This window comes from Acidovorax sp. sif1233 (assembly GCF_019218755.1).
Classification (GTDB): Bacteria; Pseudomonadota; Gammaproteobacteria; order Burkholderiales; family Burkholderiaceae_C; genus Acidovorax.
The window spans coordinates 1,331,268-1,358,031 of record NZ_JAHUWZ010000001.1 but is presented as its reverse complement, the minus strand read 5'-3'; the positions used below and the strand labels follow the sequence as shown (position 1 = coordinate 1,358,031).

The 26,764-nt window shown below is 70.1% G+C and carries 23 protein-coding genes; 2 read left to right on the top strand and 21 right to left on the bottom strand.

The genetic code is table 11. The annotated features are described in order from the left end of the window. Positions 1-4: 4 nt before the first annotated feature. The 4 genes from KW843_RS06190 to KW843_RS06175 all read right to left on the bottom strand — a co-directional run bounded on the left by KW843_RS06190 (position 5) and on the right by KW843_RS06175 (position 4,425). Positions 5-892: an ABC transporter permease gene (locus tag KW843_RS06190; RefSeq protein WP_218294174.1), complete on the bottom strand. Its 888-nt coding sequence runs from the start codon at positions 890-892 to the stop codon at positions 5-7. A gap of 1 nt (position 893) precedes the next feature. After that, positions 894-1,808, bottom strand: coding sequence for an ABC transporter permease (locus KW843_RS06185; protein ID WP_218294173.1), 915 nt, complete (start codon positions 1,806-1,808; stop codon positions 894-896). A gap of 189 nt (positions 1,809-1,997) precedes the next feature. Next, positions 1,998-3,293: a PotD/PotF family extracellular solute-binding protein gene (locus tag KW843_RS06180; protein ID WP_218294172.1), complete on the bottom strand. Its 1,296-nt coding sequence runs from the start codon at positions 3,291-3,293 to the stop codon at positions 1,998-2,000. Between the two features lie 61 nt (positions 3,294-3,354). After that, a complete protein-coding gene (locus tag KW843_RS06175) occupies positions 3,355-4,425 on the bottom strand; it encodes an ABC transporter ATP-binding protein (RefSeq protein WP_370628443.1) in 1,071 nt (356 codons plus the stop codon). A 260-nt stretch (positions 4,426-4,685) separates the two neighbouring features. Between KW843_RS06175 and KW843_RS06170 the strand changes: the two genes are divergently transcribed. Continuing rightward, positions 4,686-5,819 carry a GGDEF domain-containing protein gene (locus KW843_RS06170; protein ID WP_255591397.1) on the top strand — a complete coding sequence of 378 codons (1,134 nt, stop codon included), beginning with the start codon at positions 4,686-4,688 and terminating at the stop codon, positions 5,817-5,819. 68 nt (positions 5,820-5,887) lie between these two features. Here the strand turns inward: KW843_RS06170 and cobT are convergent, their stop codons facing one another. Further along, positions 5,888-6,952, bottom strand: coding sequence for a nicotinate-nucleotide--dimethylbenzimidazole phosphoribosyltransferase (gene cobT, locus KW843_RS06165; protein WP_218294171.1), 1,065 nt, complete (start codon positions 6,950-6,952; stop codon positions 5,888-5,890). Between cobT and KW843_RS06160 the strand changes: the two genes are divergently transcribed. After that, positions 6,951-7,742 carry a class I SAM-dependent methyltransferase gene (locus tag KW843_RS06160; protein ID WP_218294170.1) on the top strand — a complete coding sequence of 264 codons (792 nt, stop codon included), beginning with the start codon at positions 6,951-6,953 and terminating at the stop codon, positions 7,740-7,742. The two genes, cobT and KW843_RS06160, sit on opposite strands and share 2 nt — an antisense overlap. 28 nt (positions 7,743-7,770) lie before the next feature. Here the strand turns inward: KW843_RS06160 and KW843_RS06155 are convergent, their stop codons facing one another. From KW843_RS06155 to KW843_RS06080, 16 genes are all read right to left on the bottom strand, one after another. After that, positions 7,771-9,237: a cobyric acid synthase gene (locus KW843_RS06155; RefSeq protein WP_218294474.1), complete on the bottom strand. Its 1,467-nt coding sequence runs from the start codon at positions 9,235-9,237 to the stop codon at positions 7,771-7,773. 35 nt (positions 9,238-9,272) lie between these two features. After that, positions 9,273-9,665, bottom strand: coding sequence for a DUF3037 domain-containing protein (locus KW843_RS06150; protein WP_218294169.1), 393 nt, complete (start codon positions 9,663-9,665; stop codon positions 9,273-9,275). Beyond that, a complete protein-coding gene (locus KW843_RS06145) occupies positions 9,652-10,437 on the bottom strand; it encodes a HipA family kinase (RefSeq protein WP_218294168.1) in 786 nt (261 codons plus the stop codon). Before KW843_RS06145 ends, KW843_RS06150 begins: the two co-directional genes overlap by 14 nt. An 80-nt stretch (positions 10,438-10,517) precedes the next feature. Beyond that, the gene (locus KW843_RS06140; protein WP_255594562.1) at positions 10,518-11,576 is read right to left on the bottom strand and encodes an aminotransferase class I/II-fold pyridoxal phosphate-dependent enzyme; all 1,059 of its coding nucleotides are present in this window, start codon (positions 11,574-11,576) and stop codon (positions 10,518-10,520) included. Next, complete coding sequence (gene cbiB / locus KW843_RS06135; protein WP_218294167.1) at positions 11,573-12,565, bottom strand: adenosylcobinamide-phosphate synthase CbiB; 993 nt, start codon at positions 12,563-12,565, stop codon at positions 11,573-11,575. The genes KW843_RS06140 and cbiB overlap by 4 nt, the downstream gene beginning before the upstream one ends. Continuing rightward, complete coding sequence (locus KW843_RS06130) at positions 12,553-14,139, bottom strand: PepSY-associated TM helix domain-containing protein (RefSeq protein ID WP_218294166.1); 1,587 nt, start codon at positions 14,137-14,139, stop codon at positions 12,553-12,555. The genes cbiB and KW843_RS06130 overlap by 13 nt, the downstream gene beginning before the upstream one ends. Before the next feature lie 28 nt (positions 14,140-14,167). After that, complete coding sequence (locus KW843_RS06125; RefSeq protein WP_218294165.1) at positions 14,168-16,285, bottom strand: TonB-dependent siderophore receptor; 2,118 nt, start codon at positions 16,283-16,285, stop codon at positions 14,168-14,170. An 83-nt stretch (positions 16,286-16,368) separates the two neighbouring features. Beyond that, entirely contained in the window at positions 16,369-16,938 is a 570-nt protein-coding gene (cobO, locus tag KW843_RS06120; RefSeq protein ID WP_218294164.1) for a cob(I)yrinic acid a,c-diamide adenosyltransferase, read from the bottom strand. 28 nt (positions 16,939-16,966) lie between these two features. Beyond that, positions 16,967-21,199, bottom strand: a complete 4,233-nt coding sequence (gene cobN, locus KW843_RS06115; RefSeq protein ID WP_218294163.1) for a cobaltochelatase subunit CobN — start codon at positions 21,197-21,199, stop codon at positions 16,967-16,969. Further along, on the bottom strand, positions 21,196-21,582 hold the full coding sequence (locus KW843_RS06110; protein ID WP_218294162.1) for a DUF2149 domain-containing protein: 387 nt from the start codon (positions 21,580-21,582) through the stop codon (positions 21,196-21,198). The genes cobN and KW843_RS06110 overlap by 4 nt, the downstream gene beginning before the upstream one ends. Next, on the bottom strand, positions 21,579-22,046 hold the full coding sequence (locus KW843_RS06105; RefSeq protein WP_008906167.1) for a hypothetical protein: 468 nt from the start codon (positions 22,044-22,046) through the stop codon (positions 21,579-21,581). Before KW843_RS06105 ends, KW843_RS06110 begins: the two co-directional genes overlap by 4 nt. Then, on the bottom strand, positions 22,043-22,861 hold the full coding sequence (locus KW843_RS06100; protein ID WP_218294161.1) for an ABC transporter ATP-binding protein: 819 nt from the start codon (positions 22,859-22,861) through the stop codon (positions 22,043-22,045). Before KW843_RS06100 ends, KW843_RS06105 begins: the two co-directional genes overlap by 4 nt. Beyond that, on the bottom strand, positions 22,858-23,892 hold the full coding sequence (locus KW843_RS06095; RefSeq protein WP_218294160.1) for an iron ABC transporter permease: 1,035 nt from the start codon (positions 23,890-23,892) through the stop codon (positions 22,858-22,860). The genes KW843_RS06100 and KW843_RS06095 overlap by 4 nt, the downstream gene beginning before the upstream one ends. Then, positions 23,889-24,791 carry an ABC transporter substrate-binding protein gene (locus KW843_RS06090; RefSeq protein WP_218294159.1) on the bottom strand — a complete coding sequence of 301 codons (903 nt, stop codon included), beginning with the start codon at positions 24,789-24,791 and terminating at the stop codon, positions 23,889-23,891. The genes KW843_RS06095 and KW843_RS06090 overlap by 4 nt, the downstream gene beginning before the upstream one ends. After that, positions 24,791-25,393: a bifunctional adenosylcobinamide kinase/adenosylcobinamide-phosphate guanylyltransferase gene (locus KW843_RS06085; protein WP_218294158.1), complete on the bottom strand. Its 603-nt coding sequence runs from the start codon at positions 25,391-25,393 to the stop codon at positions 24,791-24,793. The genes KW843_RS06090 and KW843_RS06085 overlap by 1 nt, the downstream gene beginning before the upstream one ends. Next, positions 25,390-26,751, bottom strand: a complete 1,362-nt coding sequence (locus tag KW843_RS06080; RefSeq protein WP_218294157.1) for a cobyrinate a,c-diamide synthase — start codon at positions 26,749-26,751, stop codon at positions 25,390-25,392. The genes KW843_RS06085 and KW843_RS06080 overlap by 4 nt, the downstream gene beginning before the upstream one ends. Positions 26,752-26,764: the final 13 nt, after the last annotated feature.

The following is a 26,764-nucleotide window of genomic DNA, read 5'->3' as shown; positions in this document are numbered from 1 at the left end:
GTTTTTAACCCGGACGGCCCTTGCGCCTGCGCCCCAAGGCCCATACCAACGCCAGCGTGATGCCCATGACGATGAACGACACCACGGTGGTCAGCGTGCCCAGCGCGTAGATGGACGGCGTGGTCACCGTGCTGGTCAGACCCTGCAGCTCCAGCGGCAGCGTGTTCACGTCGCCGATGGCCTGCGAGGTGCGGGCGATCTCGTCCCAGCTCAGGGTGAAGCCGAACATGCCGATGCCCACGACCGAGGGCGCGATCAAGGGCAGCACCACATGGGCAAAGCCCTGCCAGGGCGTGGCGCCCAGGTCGCGCGCGGCCTCTTCGTAGGATGGGTTGAAGCGGTTGAACACCGCGAACATGATGAGCAGGCCGAACGGCAGCGTCCAGGTCAGGTGCGCGCCCAGGGCCGAGGTGAACAGGCCGAGCGACGTACCGTAGCCCTCGAGCGTGCTCTCCATGCCCAGCCATTCCAGGGCCGCCTTGATACCGTTGTCGATGAGCCGGAACTCCAGCCCGATGCCCAGCGAGACGATGATCGACGGCATGATCAGGCTGGCCACGACGATGAAGAACAGCGTGTTGCCCCCCGCCAGCCGCTTGCGGAAGGCCAGGCCGGCCAGCACCGACAGCACCACCGTGCACAGCATCACCGCCACGCCCAGGCCCAGCGAGCGCCACAGCGCCGCGCCGATGTCCACCACCCCCAGCCCCTCGGCCAGCTTGTGGAACCAGTGCAGCGACACGCCGCGCATGGGAAAGGTCAGCCCGCCTTCGGGGCCCTGGAAGCTCAGGATGAAGATGACCAGCATGGGCCCGTACATGAACAGCACGAACAGGGCAAACACGAGGGCCAGGGGCCAGAAGCTCGCGGGGCGGGAATCGCGCATGGACATGTCAGAGTTCCTTTCGGATGTCGACCAGGCGCGTGAGGCCCCAGATGATCATCAGCACCACCGCGAGCAGGATCACGGCATTGGCCGCGGCCAGCGGGAACTGCAGGTACGAGGTCTGCACCTGGATGATCTTGCCAATCGATGCGATCTGCTGCCCGCCCATCACGCCGATGGTCACGAAGTCGCCCATGACGATGGTGATCACGAAGATGGAGCCGATGATGATGCCGGTGCGCGACAGCGGGATGATCACGTTCCACAGCGTCTGCCAGCCGCTGGCGCCGCTGTCGCTGGCCGCCTCGATGAGGCTGCGGTCGATGCGCATCATGCTGTTGAAGATGGGCACGATCATGAACATGGTGTACAGGTGCACGAAGGCCAGCACCACCGAAAAGTCCGAGAACAGCAGCCACTCCACGGGCGTCTCGATCAGGTTCATGCCCATCAGCGTCTGGTTGACCAACCCGTTGCGCCCCAGCAGCGGCACCCACGAGATCATGCGGATCACGTTCGAGGTCCAGAACGGAATGGTGCACAGCACGAACAGCAGCGTCTGCGTGCCCGAAGAGCGCACATGGAAGGCCAGGAAATAGGCCACGGTGAAGCCGATCACCAGCGTGATCAGCCACACCAGAAAACTGAACTTGAGCGTGGAGTAATACGTCTTGAGCGTGACACACAGCCCGTCTGACGCATCACCACAGCCCGCAAAAATCGACACGTAGTTCTTGAACGTGAACCCCGGCAGCAATTCGTACTCATTGAAGTCCCAGAAGCTGACCATCACGATCAGCGCCAGCGGAATCAGGAAGAACAGCGCGAACACCAGCGTGAACGGCGCAGCCTGCCACCAGGCGGCAATGCTGCGGCCGGGGACGGCAGCAGCAGGCAAGGTCGGTGTGTGGGTTGTGCTCATGGTGTTTGCAAACAATCGGTATCAGATATCCGCAGCTCGGCGTTTCGTCTTAATCCTTGAAACTGGCGCGGCCAAAGGCCAGTGCCCCCGTGCAAGGGCCGCCCCGCCGCACCGGGGACGTCCCCCTCCCGACCCGCGCAGCGGGTCGAGAGAGGGGGAAGGCGCAAAGCGCCTCAGGGGGTGCACTCTCTACGCCGCGACGAATTCATTCCACTTCTGCACCATGTAGTTGTTCTCGTCCATCAGCGCGTTCCAGCAGGCGATGCCGCCCATGCGCGACTCATAGCTGCCGCCGTCGCGCACCGCGCCGGTCTTGGCCAGCACGTCGCCGTTGGGGCTCTTGATGTCCTGCGTGGCGGGCTTGCCTTCCATCCAGTAGGCCCACTCGTAGGCTTCCATCTTGGACTTGGCGGTCTCCAGCACGGCGCTGTAGTAGCCCTGGCGGTTCAGGTAGGCACCCGCCCAGCCGTCCAGGAACCAGTTGATGAACTCGTAGGCGCCATCGAGCTTCCTGCCCGACAGGGTGGCCGGCAGGCCGAAGCCGGCGGCCCAGGCGCGGTAGCCTTCCTTCAGCGGCTGGAAGTTGCAGGCGATGCCCTTGGTGCGCACGGCGGTGACGGCCGGGCTCCACATCGACTGAATCACCACCTCGCCCGATGCCATCAGGTTCACCGACTCGTTGAAATCCTTCCACAGCGCGCGGAACTGGCCCTGCTTCTTGGCCTCGATCAGGGTCTTGATCGTGAGATCGATCTCCTTCTTGGTCATGTTGCCCTTGTCGGGGTACTTGTAGATGCCCATGGCCTCGACCACCATGGCGGCGTCCATGATGCCGATGGAGGGGATGTTCAGGATCGCGGTCTTGCCCTTGAACTCGGGGTTGAGCAGCTCGGCCCAGGAGCTGATGGGGCGCTTGATGAGGTCGGGGCGGATGCCCAGCGTGTCGGCGTTGTACACGGTGGGGATCAGGCTCATGAACTGCGTGGGCGCGGTCGCGAACTTCTTGGACTTCTCGCCCTCCAGGTAGATCACCTTCTTGGGCGCCGTGCCCTGGTCGCCCACGGCCTTGCCAGCCACCTGGCCGGTGGTGAACAGCGTGGTGATCTTGTCGGCGTTCTTGATGCGCTTGGTGTCGATGCCCTTCAAGTTGCCCGTGGGGACGATCTTTTTCAGCGAGAAGTACTCGGTGTCGATCAGATCGAAACTGTTGGGCGCGGTCACGGCGCGCTTGGTCACGTCGTCGGTGGTCACGGCCACGTACTGGATCTCGATGCCGGTGTCGGCCTTGAACTTCTCGGCAATCGCCTTGTCCTGGTTCACCGCCGTGCCCAGGTAGCGCAGCACGATCTTTTCCTGCGAATGGACGGCCGGGAACACGCCAGCGGCCAGGATGCCCGCCGTGCCCTTGAGCAGCGAGCGGCGCTGCACGCCTGCAGCCTCGGTAACGACAACAGCGGGGGAATCGGCACGGGAATCATCGGACATGGGAAAACTCCTTGGGTTGCGGAAGGGGACGGGTGGAAAAAGAGGGGACGTGGCGGCGCGGTCAGGCGGCGACGGCCATTGCGGGAGCGGGCACAGACAGCGGGTGCGCCTGGTCGGGCGTCCAATGCAGCTGCACCGCCTGCCCCACCGTGTAGGGCTGGGCGGCAAAGGCGGCTTCCGAGACCATCACCGAGTAGGCGGCCGTGGCGTTGGCCGACAGCGCCACGCCCTGCTTTTGCAGGCCCAGCAGCACATAGGTGCCCTGGTATTCCACGTCGGTCACCACGGCCTGCATGCGCTGGGCACCCCAGGGCAGCCCGGCACTGGCGGGGGCGATCTGCAGGTGGTCGGTGCGCACACCCACCTTGCCTTCGGGCGTGTCGATCACGTTGTGGCCGCCCATGAAGCGCGCAACGAACTCACTGGCGGGACGGTTATAGACCTCGTGCGGCGAACCTACCTGCTCGATCACGCCGTGGTTCATCACCACCATGGTGTCGGCCAGGGCCATGGCCTCTTCCTGCGAGTGGGTCACGTGGATGAAGGTCAGGCCCAGCTCCTTCTGCCAGCGGCGCAGCTCGGCGCGCATCTGGATGCGCAGGAAGGGGTCGAGTGCCGAAAGGGGTTCGTCCAGCAGCAAGACACGCGGCTGGGTGATGAGGGCCCGCGCCAGCGCCACGCGCTGCTGCTGCCCGCCCGAGAGTTCGGCGGGCTTGCGCTCGGCCAGGTGGCCCATGGCCACGCGCTCCAGCAGATCGCGCGCCTTGGCTTGCCGCTCGGCCTTGGCGACGCCCTTCATCTTGAGGCTGAAGGCCACGTTGTCCAGCGCCGAGAGGTGCGGGAACAGCGCGAAGCTCTGGAACATCATGGCCGTGCCGCGCGCGGCGGCGGGCAGGTCGGTGATGTTGCGGTTCTCCAGCAGGATGTCGCCGCTGGTCACCGACTCGTGCCCGGCGATCATGCGCAAGGTGGTGCTCTTGCCACATCCCGAGGGGCCCAGCAGGCAGCAGTAGCTGCCGCTGGCGATGCGCAGGTTGATGGCGTCCACGGCGGGCTTGCCGCTGGCGTAGCGCTTGGTGAGCGCGACGATTTCAATGGCAACCGGGGGCTGGGCAGGGATGGGAGCTTGCATGGCACCCATGAACGCAAGGCCCATGCCAACTTTGTACACAATTTTTCATTGAGTTTGCGTACAAATCGCACCATCCTTGTGCCCGGCCTGTGCCGGCCCCGCGCTGCGCGCACCATCCTTGCCGCTTCGGCTCCTTTTTCTGGTGCACGGAAACGTTTGCGGGGCCCATGGCACACGCCTGAAACATATTCGTATGGCTATACTGAAATCGCAGCAGAAACAATTTCTTACGTAGCGCGCCCTCTTCCCATTCACGCTGGATGACGAACCTCGACCCGCGCTCCATGATCGCCATGGCGGGCTTCATGTCCGCCGTCATGGCCATCGTCCTGCTTTTCATGAGGCGCTACTACCCGCCGTCGATCCAGGGGGTGGGCGCCTGGGCGCTGGCGCCGCTGCTGTGGCTGGCGTCCACGGTGCTTTTCAGCGCGCGCGGCTTCATCCCGGACTGGCTGAGCCTGGTGCTGGCCAACCAGCTGCTGGTGCTGGGCACCGTGACCTACTACATGGGCACGCGCAGCTTCATGGGCAGGCCCTCCACCTGGCGCACTTGGTCCTGGGTCATGGCGGGCACCACCCTCGTGTTCATCTGGCTGACCTACTGGATGCCGCACTACGGCCTGCGGGTCGGGTTCTTCACGGTGGCCATGGGCATCGTCTATGCCGCACAATTGCGCTTCATGCTGCGGCACGGCGGGCGCAACTTCCCCGTGCGGCTGGTGGAGGTCGTCCTGGCGCTGCACATGGGCGTCCTTGCCGTGCGCCTGGGCTCCATCATGGCCGGGCGCGCCGGCGCGGACCTGATGGAACCTTCGCTGTTCCAGACCCTGTACATCGGCGCCTACGTGCTGACGGTGCTCATGCTGTCCATCGGCGCGGTGCTCATGGCCACCGACCGCCTGCGCACCGAGCTGGAACATCTGGCGACGCACGACTCGCTCACCCAGACACTGAACCGGCGCGCGCTGCTGCAGCGCTGCGAGGACGAGCTGGAGCGCGCACAGCGTTACGGCAACGGCCCCTCGATCATGATGCTGGACCTGGACAACTTCAAGTCCGTGAACGACACCCATGGACACCAGCACGGAGATGCCGTGCTCGTGCATTTCGCCGAACGGACGCGCCAGGTCCTGCGCCGCGCGGACCGCCTGGGGCGGTATGGCGGAGAAGAATTCATGGTGCTGCTGCCAGGCACGCAGGGAGTGGCGGCCCGGAGCGTGGCGCAGCGCATCCACGCCGCGCTGGCGACGGGCCACCCGCTCGACTGCGAGGTCAGCATCGGACTCACCAGCTGGGCAGGCCCCGGCGAGACGCTGGACGGCATGCTCTCGCGCGCCGATGCCGCGCTGTACCGCGCCAAGGAGCAGGGGCGCAACCAGACGGTCGAGGCCTGAGAGACAAATCGCACGCCGCCGGGCGCCAGGCGGTGGAAGGCTGCGCCGCAGGGGCGCCGCCCCCTGGTTCAGGCTGTCTGGGTGGCGACCCCGGCCGACTCGAAGCTCGCCATCTCGCTGAGCACCGCGCACGCCGACTGCAGCAGCGGCCAGGCGAGCGCAGCGCCCGAGCCCTCGCCCAGGCGCAGGCCCAGGTCCAGCAGCGGCTCGGCCTGCATCTGCGCGAGCATGAGGCTGTGGCCGCGCTCGCCCGATCGGTGGGCGAACACGCAGCGCTGCAGCACGGCCGGCTGCAGGCGGCTGGCCACCAGCACGGCGGCGCTGGTGATGAAGCCATCCACCACGATCACACGGCGCTCGGCCGCGGCCTGCAGCACCGCGCCCACCAGCGTGGCGACCTCGAAGCCGCCCAGGGCGGCCAGCGCATCCAGCGGGCCGGTGGCCCCGGCGTTCACGTCCAGCGCCTGCTGCAGCACCGCGCGCTTGCGCTCGATGCCGGCCGCATCCAGCCCCGTGCCGGCGCCCGTCACCTCGGCCAGCGGCAGGCCGGCCAGCCGTGCCAGCAGCAGCGAGGCCACGGACGTGTTGCCGATGCCCATCTCGCCCAGCAGCAGCGCATTGCCGGGCAGGCCGCGCACCACCTCCGCGCCGTTCGCCAGGGCCCCAGCGCACTGCGCCGCCGTCATCGCGGGCCCGACGGAAGCGTCCTGAGTGCCCAGCGCCACCTTGCGCAGCAGCAAGTGCGGCTGGCCGGGCGCTGCCTCGCGCGCGGCGATGGGTTTGGCCACGCCGCAGTCCACCACCGTCAGGCCCAGGCCGTGCTGGCGCGCGAGCACGCTCACGGCGGCGCCACCGGCCAGGAAGTTCTCGACCATCTGCCACGTCACGTCGCTCGGAAACGCCGACACGCCCCTTGCGGCCAGCCCGTGGTCGCCCGCGCACACCAGCATCTGCGGCGCATGCAGTGCAGGCGTCTCGGTGCCCAGGATGAGCCCCAGGCGCAGCGCCAGGCGCTCCAGCAGCCCCAGGGAGCCGAGCGGCTTGGTCTTGTAATCGATCACGTGCTGCAGGCGGCTGGCCAACGCGGCATCATGGAGGTCATCAACGGGTGGAAGAATGAAAGGTGCGGTCATGGTGGTAGAGAACACGAAGAAAGATGCCGTGCACGCAGCGGCACAGCGGGGTTATGCGAATGAGGCCCAGACATACGCGCGCGGCCGGCCCGACTACCCGGCGGCGCTGTCGGCCTGGCTGGGGCAGACCCTGGGCCTGGGCCCCGGCCGCCAGGTGGCCGATGTGGGCGCGGGCACGGGCAAGTTCACCGCGCTGCTCGCGGCCACCGGGGCCGGTGTGGTGGGCGTGGAGCCCGTGGATGCGATGCGCGCCAGGATCGATGCCCTGCAATTGCCCACGGTGCGCGCCGTGGCGGGAACGGCCCAGGCCATTCCGCTGCCGTCCGGCGCGCTCGATGCCCTGGTCTGTGCGCAGGCCTTCCACTGGTTTGCCACGAACGAGTCTCTGGATGAATTCCACCGCGTGCTGCGCCCCGGCGGCCGGCTTGGCCTGGTGTGGAATGTGCGCGACGAGTCGGTGGACTGGGTGGCGGAACTCACGGACATCATCACGCCCTTCGAGGGCGATGCGCCGCGCTTCTACAAGGGCGACTGGCGCCGGCCCTTCCCGCACCCCGGCTTCAGCCCACTGGCCGAGACCCGGCTGCCGCATGAGCATGTGGGGCCGCCACAGCAGGTCATCATGGACCGCTTCATGTCGGTGAGCTTCATCGCCGCCCTGCCCGACAGCGAGCGGGCCCAGGTGCGCGCACGGATCGAGGCACTCATCGCCCACCACCCCGCGCTGCGCGGGCAGGGCACCGTGCGCTTCCCGTACACCACGCTCGCATACCACTGCGAACGGGTGTAAAGCGCCGAGGCCCGCCACCGCGGCAGCCCTACGCGGCCACCAGCGCATCCAGCACCCCGGGCGTGAAACAGGGGCCGATGGCGTGCGCCAGGCCGTCGAACACGCTGTCGAGCGTGGGCACCGGCGCGGCGAGCCGCGCACCGAACAGCGCCTGGAGCGCCGCCCCGTCCTCGAACAGGCCGTGCAGGTACACCCCCAGCACATTGCCCGCCGCATTGCTCCAGGCCAGGCCTGGCATCACCTCGTGTGCCACATCGCCCTTGGCCGCCATGGCCGGGTGCTGCGCGGTCTGGCCGTGGTGGATTTCATAGCCCGCCACCTCCACCCCCGACAGCGCCCCCCAGGCGCCCGGCAGCGCACCGCAACGCGCGCGCGTGAGCCGCACCGTCTTGTCGCGCGCGAAGGCGGTGACCAGCGGCAGCAGGCCCAGGCCGGGCGCATTGCCGTCGATGCCCTCGGTGTCGATCAGCGCCTCGCCCAGCATCTGCAGGCCGCCACACACCCCCAGCACGGCCCCGCCGCGCGCGGCATGGGCCGCGATGGACTGGTCCAGCCCCTGCGCGCGCAGCCAGGCCAGGTCGGCGGCCGTCGCCTTGGAGCCGGGCAGCACCACCCAGTCCGTGGGCTTCAGGCCGCCCAGGTCGGCCGGGCTGCGCGCCCACAGCAGGCGCACGCCGGGCACATTCTTCAGGGGCTGGAACTCATCGAGGTTGCTGATGCGCGGATAGGCCACCACGGCCACGGTGGTGTGCACGGTGCCGGCCGAGGTGCTGCGGTCGTCGAACACGCCATCCTCCTCGGGCAGGCCGTGGCGCCAGTGCATCGGCACCGTTGCCACGGTGGGCACGCCGGTCAGGTCCTGCAGCATCTGCGGCGCGGGCGCCAGCAGGCGGGCATCGCCGCGGAACTTGTTGAGCACGAATCCATGGATCAGTGCGCGCTCGTCCTCGGGCAGCAGCGCCCAGGTGCCGTACAGGTGCGCAAAGGCGCCGCCCCGGTCGATGTCGGTCACCAGCAGGCAGCGGGCGCCGGCATGGCGCGCGACGCGCATGTTCACGATGTCGCTCGCGTGCAGGTTGATCTCGGCGGGCGAGCCCGCGCCTTCGATCACCACCACGTCGTTTTCGGCGCGCAGCGCATCGAGCGCGGCGGCGATCTGCGGCCACACCTTTTCGCTGCGGCCGCGCCAGGGCATGGCCGTGAGCTCCGCGCTCACCTGCCCCATCAGCACGACCTGGCTGTGCGTGTCGGCCTCGGGCTTGAGCAGCAGTGGGTTCATGCGCACCTCGGGCCCGGCGCGGGCCGCGAGGGCCTGGAAGTACTGCGCGCTGCCGATCTCGCCCAGCAACCCGCCGGGGCCGGGCACGACGCGCGCGTTGTTGCTCATGTTCTGCGCCTTGAACGGCGCGACCTTCAGGCCCAGGTTGCTGTAGTGGCGGCACAGCGCGGTGGTGAGCCAGCTCTTGCCGGCGCCGCTGGTGGTGCCCAGCACCATCACGCAGCGCGCCATGCGCGGAGAAGTGGATGCGTTCAAGGCAGGGGCCTCACCATGCGGTCCATGATGTGGTCGAGCGCCGCCGCCGCGTCGGTGCAGCGGCCGGTGTGCACGGGCGATGTCTGGATGACGGCGCTGCGCCTGGCGGTGAGCCAGTGAAAGCGCGAGCGGTAGGGCAGCCGCGCAATCGGCCCGCAGCCCTCGTCCCCGGCGCAAATGGCCACGATGGCCGCCAGGTGGCGGCGCACGGTGTCGATGTCGGCCCGCGGGTCGATGGCCAGCAGGCGCGCCTCGTCGAGCGCGATGGCGGCCTGCAGGAAGCCGCTGCGCTGGCACGAGAGGATCACGCCCGCGTTGATGAACTCTTCGCGCTCCACGCGCGGCACCACACGCACGATGGCGTAGTCGTACACCTCAGCCGCGTGCATCGATGGCCCCCTTCACCCAGGCCTCGCGCCCCGCGATGCGCGCCGCGAAATGGTCCACATAGGCCTGGCGATGGCTGGCCGGGGCCGACAGCGGGCCCTCGGCATGCTCGGCGCCGGCCAAGGCCAGGAATTCATCGGGCACATCCGCCAGGATGCCCGTGAGCACCTCGCGCGTGAGCAGCGCCGCCAGTTCGCCGTCCACCTCGCCGATGGCCGTGGCGCGGTGCAGCAGCACATGGTCGGCAATCGGCGCGAAAGGCCTGGCGGGCTGCGCCACCGCGCCATTCCACGCATGGTGGAAGGTGAGCGAGGCGCCATGGTCGATGAGCCAGGGCTTGCGGTGCCACACGAGCAGGTTGGTGTTGCGCGCCGTGCGGTCCACATTGGCCACCAGGGCATCGAACCAGACCAGGCGCGAGGCGAAGTCCTCGGACACCTCGTCCACCGCGGGGTCGAAGTTGAGCGCGCCCGACAGGTAGTCGAGCCCCACGTTGAGACCGCCGCTGGCGCGCACCAGGTCCTGGATTTCGGGGTCGGGCTCGGTCTGGGCCAGGCCCGTGTCCAGCTGGGCGAGCACGATCTCGGGCACGGGCAAGCCCAGGGCCCGCGCCAGGCCCCCGGAAATGAGCTCGGCCAGGAGGGCGCGCACGCCCTGCCCCGCCCCCCGGAACTTGAGCACGTACAGCCCGAGGTCGTCGCCTTCGACCACGGCGGGCATGGATCCGCCTTCACGCAGCGGCGTGACGTAGCGGGTGACGGTGATGGTTCGCACGGGGGCCGGGCCTCCTGAAGAGATAGGGAGAGGAAGATGCATGGATGAATCCGGCATGGTAGCGCCCGCGCGGCGCGGGATCAGCGCCCCCATGCCTGCAGCAAAGCCTGTTGCGACGCTGGCGGCAGCACCCCCAGCCGCACATGGCCCGGCAGGCCGAACGAGGTGCAGTCGCGCAGCTTGATGCCCTGGCCGCGCAGCCCGGCCAGCCGTTCGGCCAGGGACTGGGGATCGGGCCCGCCGTCAGGCCGGGCGCAGAAGTAGTTGGCCTGGCTGCCCGCCCGCACCGCCCAGCCCAGGCCCGCGCACAGCGCCAGCTGGCGCGCTTTCCAGTCGCGCAGGGTGGCAAGGCTGCCCACCACCCACTGCTGCACGGCGGGGTCCAGCCAGGCCTGCAGCAGGGCCACGCCGTGCGCGCCCAGCGGCCACGAGGGAGCCAGCGCAACCAGTGTGTCCACCTGCCCTTCGGCACCCGCGGGCGCCACGGCATAGGCCGCACGCACGCCGGTGAGGCCCAGTGCCTTGTTCGGCGTCCACACCTGCCAGCAATGGGCCGGGGTGGTGGCGGGCCGGCCGGTCCAGGCGCCCGGGCCCTCCAGCCGCAGCGGCGCATAGGCGCAGTCGAGCACGCGCAGGACGCCGGGGACGCCGCCATCGGCCGGCGCATGCCAAACATGCGCGGCAGGGTCTGGCCGGCCCAGGGGACTGGAAGGGTCGCAGGCCCATTGCAAGCCCGCCAAGCCCGCCAGGCCCGCGCCCGCTTCGCCTGCGCGCGCCAGTGCCAGGCCCCGCGCCTGCGCGGCCTGGGCGTAGTCGCCATAGCTGTGCGCGGGCAACGCGACCTGCACGCAGCCCTTCTGCACGGCCAGCGCAGTGATGCGGTGGATGAACTCGCTGGCGCCGCCCGCCAGCACGATGCGCCGGGGGGCCACGCCGTGGAATGCCCCCAGGCCCTCGCGCAGGGCGGTGTAGGCCGGGTCGGGGTAGCGGGTGGCATCGGCCGCCCGCACGGCATGCAGCGCCCCCGGGCATGGCCCGCAGGCATTGCTGTTGGTGGAGAAGTCATGGAGCGCGGCGCCCATCGCATCCGGCCCGCCGTGCTCGGGGGCGGCCGCGCTCCAGCGCAGGGGCCCGCTCATGCCGTGCACACCATCACCAGCAGCAACTGGGCGGCCGCCAGCAGCGGAACCAGCGCCAGCACCGCGTTGCCGCCCAGGCGCGCCGCGCGCCGCGTATCCAGCGGACCGGCCGCGCGGCCCGCGCCATGCAGCGTGTACACGCCGGGCTTGGCCAGCCGCACCCCGAGCGCCAGCGCCATGGCCGCCATCGGCCAGCCGCTGTTGGGCGAAGGCGTCTTGCGGGCCTGGCGCGCCAGCGTGCGCAGCCGCATGCCGCGTGCGCCGGCCACCAGCAGCAAGGCGGTGATGCGCGCCGGCAGCCACGACAGGACATCATCGGCATGCGCGGCCCATTTGCCCGCCCACTGCCAGTAGCGTCCCCCGCGCATGCCGGGGTAGCCCCACATGGCATCGGCCGTGTTGGCAAAGCGGTACAGCGCGGCACCGGGCAGGCCCAGCAGCACGAACCAGAACAGGGGCGCCACCACCGAATCGTTGAGGTTCTCGGCCAGCGATTCGATGGCCGATTCACGCACCTCGACAGCGCTCAGGGCGCTCACGTCCCGGCTCACCAGCCGCGACAGGCGCGCGCGCCCTTCGGGCAGCGACTGGCCCAGCGCCACCTCCACCGCCAGCACCTCGTCGCGCAGCATGCGCCAGGCGAGCAAGGGCTTGAGCAGAAAGGCCAGCACGGCCGCGGCAAGCAGTTCATGCAGTGCGAACGCCGCATGCTGCAACACCGCGGAAACTATCAAAACAATAGCTGCCAGCGCACACCAGACAAGCGCTGCAAGCCAAAAACATCTCCAATCCTGCGCCACGGGCACCGTGGGGGCCAGCCGCTCGCCCCCGCGCTGCAGCGCCTTGCCCATCCACACCACGGGGTGCCAGGCCGCGGGCGGCTCGCCCAGCCACCAGTCGATCACCAGGGCCAGCGCGGGTACCCACACGAGCACGCGCCATGCGGCCCAGCCCGCGCCGGGAACCAGCCCCGCGACTACGCCGTCCATGCGCCTCCCGCATCGCGGGCCGGCCCCTGGGCGCGGGCGGCGCGCCGCCGTGGCACCAGCACCCGCCACGCGATCACGCACGAAGTGGCACACAGCGCGACACCCAGCAGCGAAAGCTCGACGATCAGCCAGGTGCGCAGCACAGGGCGCGCGAGCAGCGGCGCGAAATCCAGGCTGTGCAGGCCGTGGTACAGCACGCGCTGCCACGCCGTGCCCGCGTCGGTGCGCAGCACGATGCGGCCCGACGCCGGGTCGGCATACACCGCCACCCCGTCATCGGCCCAGCGCGCGCGCCACACCGGCAGCGGCCGCGTGTGCAGGGCAGCGCCGTCCTGGCGCCGCGCATAGTAAAGGTCGTCGTAGTGCTCCATCTTCTCCACGGCAGGTGCCGGTGCTTCGGGGCGCAGCATCTGCAGCCGCGCGCGCAGCATGGCGTCGGGCAGTGCCCGCGCCATGGTGGCAGACGGACCATCCGCCCGCACCAGCCATTGTGAAGGAATGCCCGCGGATTCCCGGCCACGCACCCGGTACCAGGCCTGGCCCGCGATGCGCAGCAGATCCAGCTCCTGCACGACCATGCCCTGCGCCGCCGCCAGCACCACCGCATCCCGTGGCCCCCGGCTGAGCGGGGCGGGCTCACCGGCCCACTGCGCCCGCGCCTGGGGCCCCACGGCCGCGCCGCCGAACACGCCAAACGGGTTCATCGACATCAACCCCGAGAACATCCAGGTGAGCGTGAACACCGCGGCCACCAGGCCCAGGATGTGGTGCCAGCGCATCCAGAACCTGCGGTACGGAATCCACCGCTGGCGGTTCAGGAACAGCTGCCAGACGCCGAGCACGATGCCCGTGGCGGCCAGCAGCACCCCGGGGATGGAAAGCCACACCACCACGTGGTGCCAGGCCCTGGGGAACTGCCGCAGCACGGTGGGGTAGATCCAGTGCGGCACGGCGCCCACCCAGTTCCAGAAGCGTTCGGCGCGGCGCGTGTCGCGCACCACCTCGGCCGCGCCGGGCGAGACGTACAGCTGCAGTCCGTCATCGCCGTCCAGCAGCACCTTGATGAGGGGACGGTGCACATCCAGGCCCTGCGGCACCGTCCACTGGTCGCGCTCGACCCACTCGGTGCCCGTGGCGCGGCGGCCGCTGAAGGCCTCGGCCACCCGGGCGGCCGCGTCCGGCGACAGCGGCGCGAGCAGCGTCCCGCTGCGCGCGTCCACGGTGCGCCAGCGCGGCCTGGCATCGGGCTGCGGCGCACGCGCCACGGCGCGTGCCGGCACCGCGTCTTCCGTGGCCAGCAGGCGCCACACCGGCGCATCGCCCAGCATGCCCAGGCGCGCCTCGCCGCCCACCGCAGGCCGCAGTCCCGCGCGCTGGGCGGCATCCTGCGCCGCAAGGCAGCATCCCGGGCCTTCCAGCGTCAGGGCGGGCAAGGCGGCCAGCCGCTCCGCCGCCGTGAGGCTGGGGAACGGCACGAAGTACAGCACCACCCCGCTCACGAACCACATGAGGAAGAACAGCGCCAGCACCACGCCCAGCCACTTGTGCACGAAGATGACGAGCTTCTTCAGCATGCGCCGCGCCTTGCCCGGTTCGCCGCGATCAGAACGTTGCGCGCGCGGTCAGCTGCACGGTGCGCGGCGCACCCAGCAGCCAGCGCGCGTTGGCCGTGCCGGCCAGCGCATAGTCGCGGTCGGCCAGGTTCTTCACGGCCAGGCCGAGCTTGAGGTTGCGCGAATGGTCGTAGGCCAGCGAGGCATCCAGCACCACATACGACGGCAGTTGCGTGGTGTTGGCGGTGTTGCCCTGGCGCGCACCCACGTAGCGCGCGCCAAAACCCGCCTGCCACTGCGGCAGGAAGCGGTAGGTGGTCCAGATGCTGGCGGTGCGCTCGGGCACGCCGGTGGGCGTGTTGCCATCGCGCGAGACCAGGGCGCCGGAGACCAGTTCCTTGAATGCGTCGTAGCGCACACGCAGCAAGGCGGCATTGGCGTCGATGGTCCAGCCGCGCACGGGCTCGGCCGCGAAGGCCAGCTCGATGCCGGTGGAGGACTGCTGGCCCACCTGCTGCGAGAGGTTGGGGTTGCCAGCGTCGCGTGACAGCAGGTTGCGTTTTTCGATCTTGTACAGCGCCACGGTCCACTCCCCGCGCACGGCGGGCACCGCGCCCTTGGCGCCGACCTCGACCTGGCGGCCCTTGGTGAGGTCGAAGGTGTTGCCGCCGCCCGGCAGCGACAGCGCGCCGGACAGCGGGTCGGTGCCGGTGCCGAACTGGCCGTAGAGCGACAGCGCCTCGCTGGGCGACCACACGGCGCCCAGGCGGCCGGTGACGGGCGAATACTTCTTGACCAGGTTCACGCCCGTGCGCAGGTCGGTGGTGTCAAGCTCCATGCGGTCGCTGCGCAGGCCGGCCACGAGCTTCCATTCCTTGGTGAGGTCGAGCGCGTTCTCAGCGAACAGCGCGGTGGTCTGGAGTTCGGACGCGCGGCCCGGGAGGGTGGGCACGGGGCTGATGAAGCCGCCCGGGGCGAAATTGAACGGGTCCACCGTGCTCGCGCCGCCGTACGGGGAGTTGTTGGTGTGCAGCAGCCTGGTGCGGTACCAGTCCAGGCCCACGATGAAGCGGTTCTTCATGCCGCCGAGGTGGCCGTCGAACGCGGTGTCGAGGCGGTTGCCGGTCTGCTGCTGGTCGTGCAGGATCTCCAGGTAGTCGCTGCGGTTCACGGCCGTGCCGGCGGCGTTGAAGGCATAGGCCTCGGCATTGCGCCAGTGGCGGTCGGTGGTCAGGTGGTAGGTCTCGTTGCGCAGGCGCACGCCGGCGGCGGCCTGCCAGTCGACCTTGGCGCGCCAGATGCGGTCGTCGTACTGGACCACCGAGTCGGCCACGTTGAAATTGGTGCGGCGCAGGCGCTCGTCGAGCACGCCATTGCGCAGCGGGGTGCCGAAGTAGCGCGCATCGTCGTTCACGCCACCGTCCAGCGACAGGGTCACATTCAGGTCGGGGCTGGCGCGCACGGCCAGGGCCAGCGCGTAGTTGTGGCGCTGCGTGTCCATGAACTGGCGGTAGCCGTCGCTCTTTTCGGCATCGAGGTAGACCGAGTAGGCCAGCACATCGTTGATGGGGCCGCGCAGGCCCACGCCGCCCTGCACGCTGCCGAACGAACCCACGCTCAGGAACGCCTCGCGCTGCGGCGTTCCGAAGACCGGGCGCTTGGTCACGTAGTTCACGGCCGCGCCGATCGCCCCGTCACCATAGAGCACCGAGGCCGGGCCGCGCAGCACCTCGACCGACTCCATGGGCCAGGTCGAGAACGGGTAGGTGATGGTGCCCGAGGCCACGATGAGGCGCGTGCCGTCCACCATCTGCGCCACCGAGCTGTGGCCCGCAAAGCCGCGCGCCACCAGGCTGGTGCCGCCGTTGCCGGGGGCCGGCGCCTCGGTGATGCCGGGCATGCGCACGGCCACGTCCTGCGCGCGGGTCAGGCTGCGCTCGGCGATGTCGGCCGCGCCCAGGCTGCTCACGCTGGCGGGCGTCTCGCGTGCGGTGAGGCCCAGGCGCGAGCCGGTGGTGCCAGGCAGGTCGAGCCCCAGCGTGCTGCCGGCCGTCTCACGCGGCGCCGTCACCTCCACCGGCAACAGGGTGGCTGACTCGGCCGCAGCCGGTGACTGCATGCCAAAAGACCAGAGGCACAGGGAAATGGAAGTCAGGGAAACGCGCATGGAACAGGACCTTGGGAAAGCGGAAGGGCGAAAGCATAACGCAACCAAGTTGCATTATTGACGCGAAGCGACTTTGAACGTGCTCAGTCCTCGATGCCGCGCTGTGCGGGAATGCCCGCCTTGAACGCGTGCTTGACCATCTGCATCTCGGTCACCGTGTCGGCCAGCTCGATGATCTCGGGCGGGCAGCGGCGGCCGGTGAGGCACACATGCACCTCCTTGGGCCGCTCGCGCAGCGTCTGCAGCACACCCTCCAGCGGGAGCCAGCCGTAGATCAGCGGGTAGGTGATCTCATCGAGCACCACCAGGAAGTGCTCACCCGACAGGATGGCGGCGCGCGCCTTCTCCCAGCCGTCGCGCGCCAGCTGGGCCGAGTGCTCCAGGTCCTTGCTCTTCCAGCTGAAGCCGTCGCCCAGGCCCTCGATGGGCAGGCCGAGCTGCTCGAACATGCGGTGCTCGCCGAAGCGCGCGGTGGGCACCTTCATGAACTGGAAGATCTTCACGGCCTTGCCCCGGCCGTGGGCGCGCAGCGCCAGGCCAAAGGCCGCCGTGCTTTTGCCCTTGCCGTCGCCGGTGTTGACGATGACGATGCCGCGGCGCTCGCCCTCGGGCTTTTCATAGCGCTTCTCGGTGGGTGGGGTTTCGATCTGCATGGTGGGGGTGCTTTCAAGAAGGGTCGATTCACGCGCGGGCCAGGCCGGGCGCGGCGGACAGTGAGAACGGACGGCGCGCCTGCCACGCAGCGCCCGCCAGCACCACCAGGGCCATGACCAGCAGGGCCACGATGCCGGCCATGCGCTCCACGGGGCTGGGTTCTTGGGCGGTGTCGGGGGCATCGCGCTCGGGCTGGCGCTCCAGCAGCACGCCCATGGCGGGCACGGTGGGTGCGGCGGGCGGGGCTTCTGCCTGGGCGGGTGGCGCAGGCAGGTCGGCAGCAGGCGGCACGGGCCGCGGCGCCGGCGCGGCAGGCGACTGCGGCGTGGCCACGGCCATGCCTGCGGGCGCGGATTCCGCCGCTGGCGCACCCTGCGCGGCCTGCTCCACCCAGCGGCGCACGCTGGGCAGCTCGGCCGCCAGCGGTGCGGCACGCGTCAGCTCCTGGTACATCTGCGCGAGTTGCTTTTGCGTGGCGGCATCGGCCTGCCAATATCCCTGGCGCTGCGCCTGCACCAGGCGCTCCAGCGACTGGGCATAGGCCTGCGGATGCTCCTTCAGCCATTCAGGCAGGCCCAGCTGGTGCTTGTCGCGCACCAGCACGTCATAGAAACTCTGCCAATGGTCGCTGCGTACCGTGTCGGGCGCCACGGCCTGCCAGCCCCAGGCGAACTGCACGGCCTTGAGCACCTGCAGCGTGCCCGAATAGCCCTCGGCCTTCTGCGCCTGGAGCCAGCCCGGGTGCAGGTAGCGCGACTGCATCTCCAGCGCAATGGCGCGCTGCGCGGTTTCGGTGGTGGGCTCGCTCACATCCTGCAGCTGGGCCACGTGCAGCTCCAGCCCCTGCGACCGGCCGGCCACACGGGCTGCGGCCGACAGGCCGCCCAGGTACTGGAACGGGTCGTCCGAGCTGACCATGGCGTACAGGTTCGAGCTGCGCGACAGGATGGCGGCGTCGGTACGGCGCAGGTGGGCCCCCAGCGCCTTCGCGGCCGTGCCGCCCGCAACCCCCGTCACCGGTTCGCCCTCCAGATAGGGCTGGCTCATGCGTTCGAGGAACATCTGGCCCAGGCGCGCATCGTTGGTTTGCAGGCCGTCGCTCTGCACCGCGTCGGACAGGCCGGTGCCATAGTCGCCCACCGCGTTGCCGAACGAGCGCACGCGCGCCAGTTGCTCGGCCTGCGCGCGGGGCACACCCTGCTTGCGCAGCTCCTTGCCGATCTGCTCGGTGTTGCGCGCAATCACATTGCCGGGCTCGGCCGTCGCGGCCTGGGCCACGGCGCGGTCGAGGAGCGCCATCAGCGCGGGGAACTGGTCGCGGTACGAGCCGGTGATGCTCATGAGCACATCGACGCGCGGGCGTTTGAGTTCTTCTGCGGCAATGGTCTCCACACGCACCGGGCGGCCCGCGTCGTCCCACACCGGGCGCATGCCCAACGCCACGAGGGCCTGCGCTTCCATGATCCCCTGGTGGCGCAGTGTTTCGCCCGCCCACAGCGACAACGCCATGCGCTGCGGCACCTGGCCGCCATGGCGCGCCTGGTAGTCCTTGAACCAGTCGTTGAACAGCGTCTGCGCCACGGCATAAGCCTGGCGCGTGGGCAGGCGGCTCGGGTCCAGCCCCGTGAGGTTGCGGCCCGTGGGCAGGCTCTCGGGGTTGCGGATCGGATCGCCACCGTACGCAGCGGTGAGGAAACGGCCCTCCAGCCCTGCGAGCAGGCCGGGCATCTCGCCTTCGGTGGCCAGCAGGCGCTCCAGCTCCTGTGCGCGCTGCGCCAGCTGCAGCAGCGCGGGCGTGTCGATGGGCTTGCGCGCGGCGCGGTTGGGCACATGGTCTTCGGCGCGCACCACGTCGGATGCACCCGCCGCACCCGGCGTTGCAGCCTGCGCTGGCAGCACGGGGCGCAGGTCCAGCACGCTGGCGGCCTGCGCGTCGGTCAGCGCCACTTCCAGCCAGCGCGCGGGGCGTGCAGCCAGCACCGCGTCGTGCTTGATGAGAAAGGCCTCATCGATGTCCTCGCCCAGCGCCTCGATCAGCGGCTTGCGCAGCGCCTGCAGGATGGTCTCGCGCCGCTGCTCGGGCGCGGGCACGCGGCCGAACACGGCCAGGCCCTTGGGCTGCGAGCTTTGTGCGAGCTGGTCCAGGTAGGGGTGCAGGATTTCCAGGAAGCCGCTGAAGTCGGCCGCGATGCGCTCGGCGCTCCAGCCCAGGTCGCGGTGCAGCTGGTGCTCCACAAACTGCGCCACCAGCTGCTTTTCGAGCGCGCGGCGCGTGGGGCCTTCGTCCACGGTTTCCCATTCGTGCATCACCTCGTGCATGTGGGCCATGCGCGCCTCGAAGCCTGCAGGCGCGAACACGGGCGTGCGGTGGCTTACCAGCACGGCGCGGCCCCGGCGCTTGGCCGTGAGGGCCTCGCCGAGGTTGTCCACGATGTAGGGGTAGACCACGGGCAGGTCACCGAGTGGCAGCAGCGCGTCGTCGTGCACATCCAGCGCACGCGCCTTGCCACCGGCCCATTCCTGCGTGCCGTGCGTGCCGAAGTGGATGAGCGCATCGGCCTCCAGCTGCGCCCACAGGTACACCGCCAGGTAATGGTGCGACAGCGGCGCCTTGCTCTTGTGCATGAAGGGGTTCTGGCCCAGGCGCAGGGTTTCCTCACGCGGGGGCTGGGGCAGCACGGCCAGCTGGCCCACCTGCAGGCGTGGGATGGCGAACACTTTTTCGCCCTGCCACTCGACCACGTAGCGGCTCTTTTCGGGCGGGCCCCAGTGCGCGTTCATGCGCTCGCGCACGGCCTTCGGCAGCGTGGCCAGGTGCTGCTCATAGCGCGCCAGTGGCAGCGCGGCGGCCTGGCCGTTTTGCAGCAGCGCGCGCACATCGGCGCCGGGGTAATAGGCGGCCAGCAGCGGCTTGAGCCCGTCGATCCAGCCCTGTTCGGGCACCTGCTGCGTGCGGTAGCCCGCCTGGGCCAAGCCGCCAGAGACCTGCTCCAGGCTGCGCGGCACGTTGAGGAACGAGGCGCCGAAGTTGGTGCCGCCCGGCGGGTAGTTGTAGACCATGGCCACCAGGCGCTTGTCTGCTGCCGGTTTGGTCTGCAGCGCGATCAGGCGCCGTGCCTTGGCGGCCACGGCCTGGGCCTGGCGCTCGATGAGGCGAAAGTCTTGCCCCTCGGCGCCGTGGGCGGCGACCAGGACCGGGTCGATGGCACCCGCCGCCTCAGGCTGCGCCAGGTAGAACGGCACATCGGACAGCGACAGGCCCGTGTCGCTGGCCTCCCACGCGGCGGCATCGCCCGCGCGGTAGGGCTGCGTGCCCAGCAAGGGTGCGCCCCAGCGGGCCAGCAGCGGCTGCAGCGCGGCGGCCTGGGGCACGAGCTGGTGCAGCACCAGGGCGGAGGCATGCAGGCGGCCGGGGCCGGTGCCGCTCTCGGAGGGCAGCTCCAGCACGTCGGCCAGGGTCTGCGCCGTGACCTGCTGGCCGAACGCCGCATAGGCGAACAGGCCTTGCTGGCGGAAGGTGCGCAACCAGGCATCGAGCCATTCGGTGCTGCCATCGACAAAATGGTGGCGGTGCACCAGCACGGCCACCGCCGGCAGGCCGCGCAGCGCGGGCTGGCCCTGGCGCCATGCCTCGAGCGCCATGGCGTTGGGCAGCAGCCGGGGCGCGTCGGGGTGGTAGATGCCACGGGGGGGCAGAATGTCGGGCGCGGGCAAGGCGGGCATGGCAGCACCCGCCACGGTGGCACGCGCCAGGGCGATGGCGCTCTTCAGGTTGCGCGGGCCACCGGCCTGCAGGTAGGCCACCATGCGGGCGGGCGCATCGAGCGCGGTCAAGTCGGCGGCGGGGGCGCCCGCAGGCACCCACACCACGCGGCCGGGGGAACGTGTGGCACGGCCATCGAGCTGCGCCCCCGCCATGCGGCGCAGGCGTGCCTCCACGCTGGCATGCGGCGCATCCACCCACACCAGCGCAGCGCCCGCCAGCGCGCGCTCCAGCGTCCGGGCCTGTGCTGCGTCGAGCACCGCCGGCCCGGCGAGCGGGTAGTCGATGTGCGCAAAGCCCAGGCCTGCCTCGGTGGCCAGGCGCTGCACCATGGCCGTGCGCGTGGCCGTGGTGATGTCGGAGGTGAGCCACAGCAGAACGGGTGCGGCCTTGTTGGCGCCCGCTGCGCCCTGGGCCTTGTCCGCCTGCACGGCATGCGCCAGCGGCGCAGCCAGCAGCAGGCACCAGAGTGCCGCGCGCAGGATCAGCGCCTTCATGGCTTGGCGGGTGCCGGCGTGGCGGCGCCACCCGCGCCACCGGCCGAAGCGCCGGCAGGAGCAGCGCCCGTTTCAGGGATGTAGACGATGTTGCCGTCTTCGAGTTGGTAGGCCACGCCCGCGCGCACGCCCTGCCCTTGCGCCGCGCTGCCCGCGCCCTTGAAGCGCACCTCCTTGCCCTGCTCGCGCACCACCACTTCCATGTCGGGCTGGCCGGGGTTGCGGATGATGGTGACGCTCTCGTTGGCGCTGGTCTGGGTCTGCACGGCCACGGCCGTGAGCAGCGCCACCACGAGCACCAGGAACACGTCCACCAGGTTCACGGCCGACAGCATCGGATCGTCGTCGTCCTCGGCCAGCACATTCAGGTGCTTCAAGGTCATTGCGCCACCCCGCGCTCCTTGCGCACCACCAGCAGTTCGGCCAGCAGCCAGCGGCGGCGCACCGAGTACACCACCAGGCCCACCGACGCGGCGGCCAGCGCCAGCACCACGCCTGCAAAGGCGCCGCTGAACACCGCCAGCGCCTGCTGGCCGTTGCCCGCCGCCACGCTCTGCAGCGCGGGGCCCAGCGGGATCATCGTGGCGATCAGCCCCAGCATGGGCGACAGGCGGCTGAGCAGGCGCACAGGCTCCACCTGGCGCACCAGTTGCAGCTCCAGCTCTTCCATCGACAGGCCAGGGGCCACCCGCAGCGAGCGGTACTGCGGCTGGCGCCAGCGCTGCCAGGCTTCCATCAGCGTGGCGCCGCCCGACCACAGCGCGTAGACAAACGCCAGCCCCACCAGCACCAGCACCGGCCACAGCAGCGACTGCGCGACCTGCGAAAAGCCCGATTCGATGTTCATGCTTTCACTTCCTTCATTCCTTGGTTGTTGTTCTTGCGTTGCAGGGAGGGCAGCGCCATCCACATGCCATCCAGATGCCGCACATGGATGCGGTGGTCAAACACGCTCTCCAGCGCGGCGTGGGTATCGGGCGCATCGCAGGCGCCCTGGTGCAGCACGCGGCCCTGTGCCATCACCACCATGTCGTCGGCCTGCAGCGCGAGCGACACCTCGTGCAGCACGCTGACCACCGTGCCGCCCGCATCGACCAGCGCGCGCATGGTGTGCAGCCAGTCCGTCTGGTGGGGAGGGTCGAGGTTGGCCAGGGGTTCATCCATCAGCAGCACCTGCGCCTGCACGGCCAGGGCGCGGGCCAGCAGCACGCGCTGGCGCTCGCCGCCCGACAGCTGCGCCAGCGGGCGGTGGCGCCAGTCCCAGGCCTGCGTGGTGCGCAGCGCCTGCTCGACCGCCGCGTGGTCGGCAGCACTCGGCGGCGCCAGCCAGGCCTGGTGCGGCAGGCGGCCCAGCATGGCCACGTCGTAGCTCGTGAGGTCGTCGGCCGAGCCTTCGTTCTGGCCCAGCCAGGCGAGCTGGCGGGCACGTTCGCGTGCGGGGATCTGCGCGAGTGGGCGGCCCAGCAGCAATACTTCGCCCTGCACCGCAGCACGTGGCAGCAGGCCCGCCAGCACCTTGAGCAAGGTGGACTTGCCCGCGCCGTTGGGGCCGACGATGCTCGTCCAGCGCCCGGCGGGCAATTGCAGGTCAATGCCCTGCAATATCGAGCGATTCCCGATGCTGGCGCTTATTCCATTTGCACTGATAGCTATTGATTTCATAGCGCGCCTCCTTGCGAGGTGCGCCGGTGCATGAGCCACAGCAGGTAGGTGCCGCCCAGCGCCGCCGTGAGCACGCCCACGGGCAGCTCCTGCGGCGCCAGCAGCCAGCGCGCCAGGATGTCGGCCGCCATGAGCAGCACCGCGCCCATCAGGCTGGAGAGCACGATGTGCCGTTCGTGTGTCACGCGCACGATGGAACGCACCAAGTGCGGCGCGGCCAACCCCACAAACGCGATGAGCCCCGTTTGCGCCACGGCCGTGCCCGTGGCCAGCGCCATGGCGGCCACCAGCCCGACGCGCATGGGCATGAGCGGCAGGCCCAGGCTGGCCGCCGTGGCCTCGCCCAGCGTGAGGCCGTCGAGCGCGCGCGCCAGCATCCAGGCGACCACCGAGCACAGCCCCCAGGCCACGGCCATGAGCACGCAGGCCATCCAGCCCACAAAGGCGGTGCTGCCCAGCGTGAACGCCTGCATGGCCTGCAGGATGTCGGGCGAGGCCAGCTCCACCAGGTCGCGCAGCGCGCCCAGCACCACGCCCACGATCACCCCCGCCAGCAGCAGGCGCAGCGTGTGCTGCACGCCTTTGGCCAACAGCAGCGTGAGCACCACCGCCCCCGCCGCGCCCAGGAAAGCCATGCCCGTGATGCCGATGCGGGCCATCCACTGCGCCGCCACCGGCGACACACCGAACAGCGCCATCGCCACCGCCCCGCCCAGCGCGGCGCCCGAGGCGCTGCCCAGCAGGTACGGGTCGGCCAATGGGTTGCGAAACAGCCCCTGCGCCACAGCACCCGACAGGCCCAGCAGCGCGCCCGCCAGCCACGCGCCCAGCGTGCGCGGCAGGCGGATGTCCCACACGATCTGCCAGGCGACGGGGTCGCCGTGCATGCGCAGCACGCTGTCAAAACCCGTGCTGCCCACGCTGGCGCCACACACGGCCAGCACAACACTGGCCAGCAGCAGCCAGGCGGCACACCATGCCGCGCGGCGGCTGGCGGAACCTGTTGGCAAATCCATGGCAAGGCTGGTCATGGAGCTTTCTCCACCAGACAGCGGGCCATGATGCGCGCGGCCTCGGCCATGCGCGGGCCAGGTCGCACCACCACATCCGAATCACCGGGGCCAAACACGCACAGCCGGTTGTCGCGGATGGCACGCATGCTGGCCCAGCCGGGGTACGGCACCATGGCCTGCATGCTGCGGTTGCCGATCATGATGATGTCGGGGTTGGCGCGCACGACGAACTCGGGGTTCAGGCGCGGGAACGGACCGAGCGACGCAGGCACCACGTTGCGCACCCCCAGCCGGGTGAGCGACTCGCCGATGAACGACGCCTCGCCCGCCGCATAGGGCCCCCGGCTCACCTCGAAGTACACGCGCGCATTCTTCGCCTTGGGTGGCAGGGACTGCGCCGCCGCCAGCACACCCGCATCGATCACGCGCCAGAGGCGGTCTGAGCCTTGCGCGCGGGGCACGCCCAGCAGGTCGCTCACGGTGCCCAGCACGCGGCGCACGTCGGCATGGGTCTTGGGCTCCAGCTGCACGACGGTGAGGCCCAGTGCCTCCAGCCGGTCGCTGGCGCGCGAGCTGACGGACATGAGCACCAGGTCCGGCTTGAGCGCCACGATGGCCTCGATGCTGGGATCTATGCCGCCGCCCATCTTGGGCAGCTTGCCGACCACGGCCTCGGGCCAGTTGGAATAGCGGTCCACCCCCACGAGCCGGTGGCACTGCTCCAGCTCGCACACGCTTTCGGTCAGCGAGGGCAGCAGGCTCACGATGCGCTCGGGCGGGCGGGGCAACGCGATCTTGCGGCCCTTGTCGTCGGTGATCTGCACAGGCTGCGCCCGCGCCAGCCCGGCCATGAGCAGGCCCAGCAGCAACAGGATGGCGATCACCCACAGGATGCGGCGCACGGGGGTGGGTTTCATCAGCGAGGTTCTTTCAAAGTGAGGGGCAGCCCGGCGGCCATCAACGTGACGCGGGGGCACGCCTGGGCCACCTGCTGGTTCAGCGTGCCCAGCGCATCCACGAAGGCGCGCACCTCGCGCCCCATCGGGATGACCCCCAGGCCAATTTCGTTGCCCACCAGAACAACGGGGCCGGGGGATTTCCGAATTGCTATCAAAAACATAGCTTCTTGCGCTTTCCAATCAAGCGACAGAGCCTGTTTTTGCTTCAAATCCATGTCTTCGCAGCCCATGGGCATGGTCCAGTGGGTGAGCCACAGCGTGAGGCAGTCCACCACCACCAGGGTCTGCGGCGTGCTGTGCAACACCACGGCAGCGGCCACATCGTGCGGCTCTTCCACCGTCTGCAGACCCGGCACGCGCTCGGCGCGGTCCCGCTGGTGGCGGGCGATGCGCTCGCGCATCTCGTCGTCCCAGGCTTGCCCCGTGGCGATGAGCACGGCGCGGTGGTCGCTGGACTGCGCCAGCCAGTCGCGCGCCAGCAACTCGGCGCGGCGCGACTTGCCGCTTTTCTGGCCGCCCAGAATGAGCTCGGTGGCGATGAGGTGCGGGGTGGCAGTCATTCAGAGACGCCTCCAAGCAGATACGCCGTCGCCTCGGGGCTGGACGGGAACCACGCATGAAAGTAGCTGGCGTGGAGGCTGCCCTGCTGGTACAGCGCCTCGCCCGCATCCGGCGCAACCGCTGCTTCATGGGGGCGGGCCGTGCGGGCCACCACGGGGGCGCTGCTGTCGCTGGTCGAGTAGTGGAAGGTGTGGCCGCGCAGGGCGTGCCCCGCCACCGCCAGTTGCTGCGGCCCGAGCGCCGCCAGGCGTTTTTGCATGGTCACTCGGCCGGGCAGCAGGCCCCACAGCGGGGCCGTGCTGCCGTCGGCCAGCGTGATGGATTCAAACAGCGCCATCATGCCGCCGCACTCGGCCCACAGGGGTTTGCCCGCGGCCCCATGGGCGCGCAGGCTGGCCTGCATGCCGGTGTTGGCCGCTATCTGAGCGGTGTGCAGCTCGGGGTAGCCGCCGGGCAGCCACACGGCATCGCAGTCGGGCAGCGCGGTATCGTGCAGCGGCGAGAAGAACACCACGCGCGCGCCCATCTGTTCAAGGCATTGCACATTGGCGGCGTAGATGAAACAGAACGCGGCGTCGCGCCCCACGGCCACAGTGCGGCCCGCCAGCAGGGGCGGCACGGCCGCAACCATCGCGGGGGCCGGAGAGTCCACGGCCCAGCGCTGCAGGTCCTCCAGCGTCATCTGGCCCAGGGGCGTCGCCGCCAGGGCATCGGCGGCGGCGTCCAGCCGCTGCAGACTGTCGGGCAGCTCATGCGCCGCGACCAGACCCAGGTGGCGTTCGGGCAGCAGCGCCGCACCGGCCTTGCCCGCAGCGGGCGCAGTGCCAGACTGCACCCGCATCAGCGCTCCCATCCAGTCGTCGGCGTCGTGCAAGCCACCCTGCAGCATGTCGGCATGGCGGGCACTGCCCACGCGGTTGGCCAGCACACCGGCCCAGGGCAGGCCCGGCCGGTAGTGGCGAAGGCCATAGGCCAGCGCGCCAAAGGTGCCCGCCATGGCCGAGGCATCGACCACGGCCAGCACCGGCACGCCGAAGTGCCGCGCCAGATCGGCCGCGCTGGGGGTGCCGTCAAACAGCCCCATCACGCCTTCGATCAGGACCAGGTCCGACGTCCGGGCGGCGTCGTGCAGGCGCTGGGCACAGTCCGCCTCGCCGTTCATCCACAGGTCGAGCTGGTGCACCGGCGCTCCGCTGGCCAGCTGGTGCCAGTGCGGGTCCAGAAAATCCGGGCCGCACTTGAACACCCGCACCCGCCGCCCCTGGCGCGCATGCAGGCGCGCCAGGGCGGCGGTGACGGTGGTCTTGCCCTGCCCGGAGGCCGGGGCGGCGATCAGCAGCGCGGGGCACCTGGTCATTTCAGCAACCCTG

What these genes read in the sequence shown, in the direction of transcription:
- KW843_RS06190 (WP_218294174.1), bottom strand. Translation starts at nt 892, where the DNA reads ATGTCCATGCGCGATTCCCGCCCCGCGAGCTTCTGGCCCCTGGCCCTC.
- KW843_RS06185 (WP_218294173.1), bottom strand. Translation starts at nt 1,808, where the DNA reads ATGAGCACAACCCACACACCGACCTTGCCTGCTGCTGCCGTCCCCGGC.
- KW843_RS06180 (WP_218294172.1), bottom strand. Translation starts at nt 3,293, where the DNA reads ATGTCCGATGATTCCCGTGCCGATTCCCCCGCTGTTGTCGTTACCGAG.
- KW843_RS06175 (WP_370628443.1), bottom strand. Translation starts at nt 4,425, where the DNA reads ATGCAAGCTCCCATCCCTGCCCAGCCCCCGGTTGCCATTGAAATCGTC.
- KW843_RS06170 (WP_255591397.1), top strand. Translation starts at nt 4,686, where the DNA reads ATGACGAACCTCGACCCGCGCTCCATGATCGCCATGGCGGGCTTCATG.
- KW843_RS06160 (WP_218294170.1), top strand. Translation starts at nt 6,951, where the DNA reads ATGGTGGTAGAGAACACGAAGAAAGATGCCGTGCACGCAGCGGCACAG.
- cobT (WP_218294171.1), bottom strand. Translation starts at nt 6,952, where the DNA reads ATGACCGCACCTTTCATTCTTCCACCCGTTGATGACCTCCATGATGCC.
- KW843_RS06155 (WP_218294474.1), bottom strand. Translation starts at nt 9,237, where the DNA reads ATGGTGCTGGGCACCACCAGCGGCGCCGGCAAGAGCTGGCTCACCACC.
- KW843_RS06150 (WP_218294169.1), bottom strand. Translation starts at nt 9,665, where the DNA reads ATGCACGCGGCTGAGGTGTACGACTACGCCATCGTGCGTGTGGTGCCG.
- KW843_RS06140 (WP_255594562.1), bottom strand. Translation starts at nt 11,576, where the DNA reads ATGAGCGGGCCCCTGCGCTGGAGCGCGGCCGCCCCCGAGCACGGCGGG.
- cbiB (WP_218294167.1), bottom strand. Translation starts at nt 12,565, where the DNA reads ATGGACGGCGTAGTCGCGGGGCTGGTTCCCGGCGCGGGCTGGGCCGCA.
- KW843_RS06130 (WP_218294166.1), bottom strand. Translation starts at nt 14,139, where the DNA reads ATGCTGAAGAAGCTCGTCATCTTCGTGCACAAGTGGCTGGGCGTGGTG.
- KW843_RS06125 (WP_218294165.1), bottom strand. Translation starts at nt 16,285, where the DNA reads ATGCGCGTTTCCCTGACTTCCATTTCCCTGTGCCTCTGGTCTTTTGGC.
- cobO (WP_218294164.1), bottom strand. Translation starts at nt 16,938, where the DNA reads ATGCAGATCGAAACCCCACCCACCGAGAAGCGCTATGAAAAGCCCGAG.
- cobN (WP_218294163.1), bottom strand. Translation starts at nt 21,199, where the DNA reads ATGAAGGCGCTGATCCTGCGCGCGGCACTCTGGTGCCTGCTGCTGGCT.
- KW843_RS06110 (WP_218294162.1), bottom strand. Translation starts at nt 21,582, where the DNA reads ATGACCTTGAAGCACCTGAATGTGCTGGCCGAGGACGACGACGATCCG.
- KW843_RS06105 (WP_008906167.1), bottom strand. Translation starts at nt 22,046, where the DNA reads ATGAACATCGAATCGGGCTTTTCGCAGGTCGCGCAGTCGCTGCTGTGG.
- KW843_RS06100 (WP_218294161.1), bottom strand. Translation starts at nt 22,861, where the DNA reads ATGAAATCAATAGCTATCAGTGCAAATGGAATAAGCGCCAGCATCGGG.
- KW843_RS06095 (WP_218294160.1), bottom strand. Translation starts at nt 23,892, where the DNA reads ATGACCAGCCTTGCCATGGATTTGCCAACAGGTTCCGCCAGCCGCCGC.
- KW843_RS06090 (WP_218294159.1), bottom strand. Translation starts at nt 24,791, where the DNA reads ATGAAACCCACCCCCGTGCGCCGCATCCTGTGGGTGATCGCCATCCTG.
- KW843_RS06085 (WP_218294158.1), bottom strand. Translation starts at nt 25,393, where the DNA reads ATGACTGCCACCCCGCACCTCATCGCCACCGAGCTCATTCTGGGCGGC.
- KW843_RS06080 (WP_218294157.1), bottom strand. Translation starts at nt 26,751, where the DNA reads ATGACCAGGTGCCCCGCGCTGCTGATCGCCGCCCCGGCCTCCGGGCAG.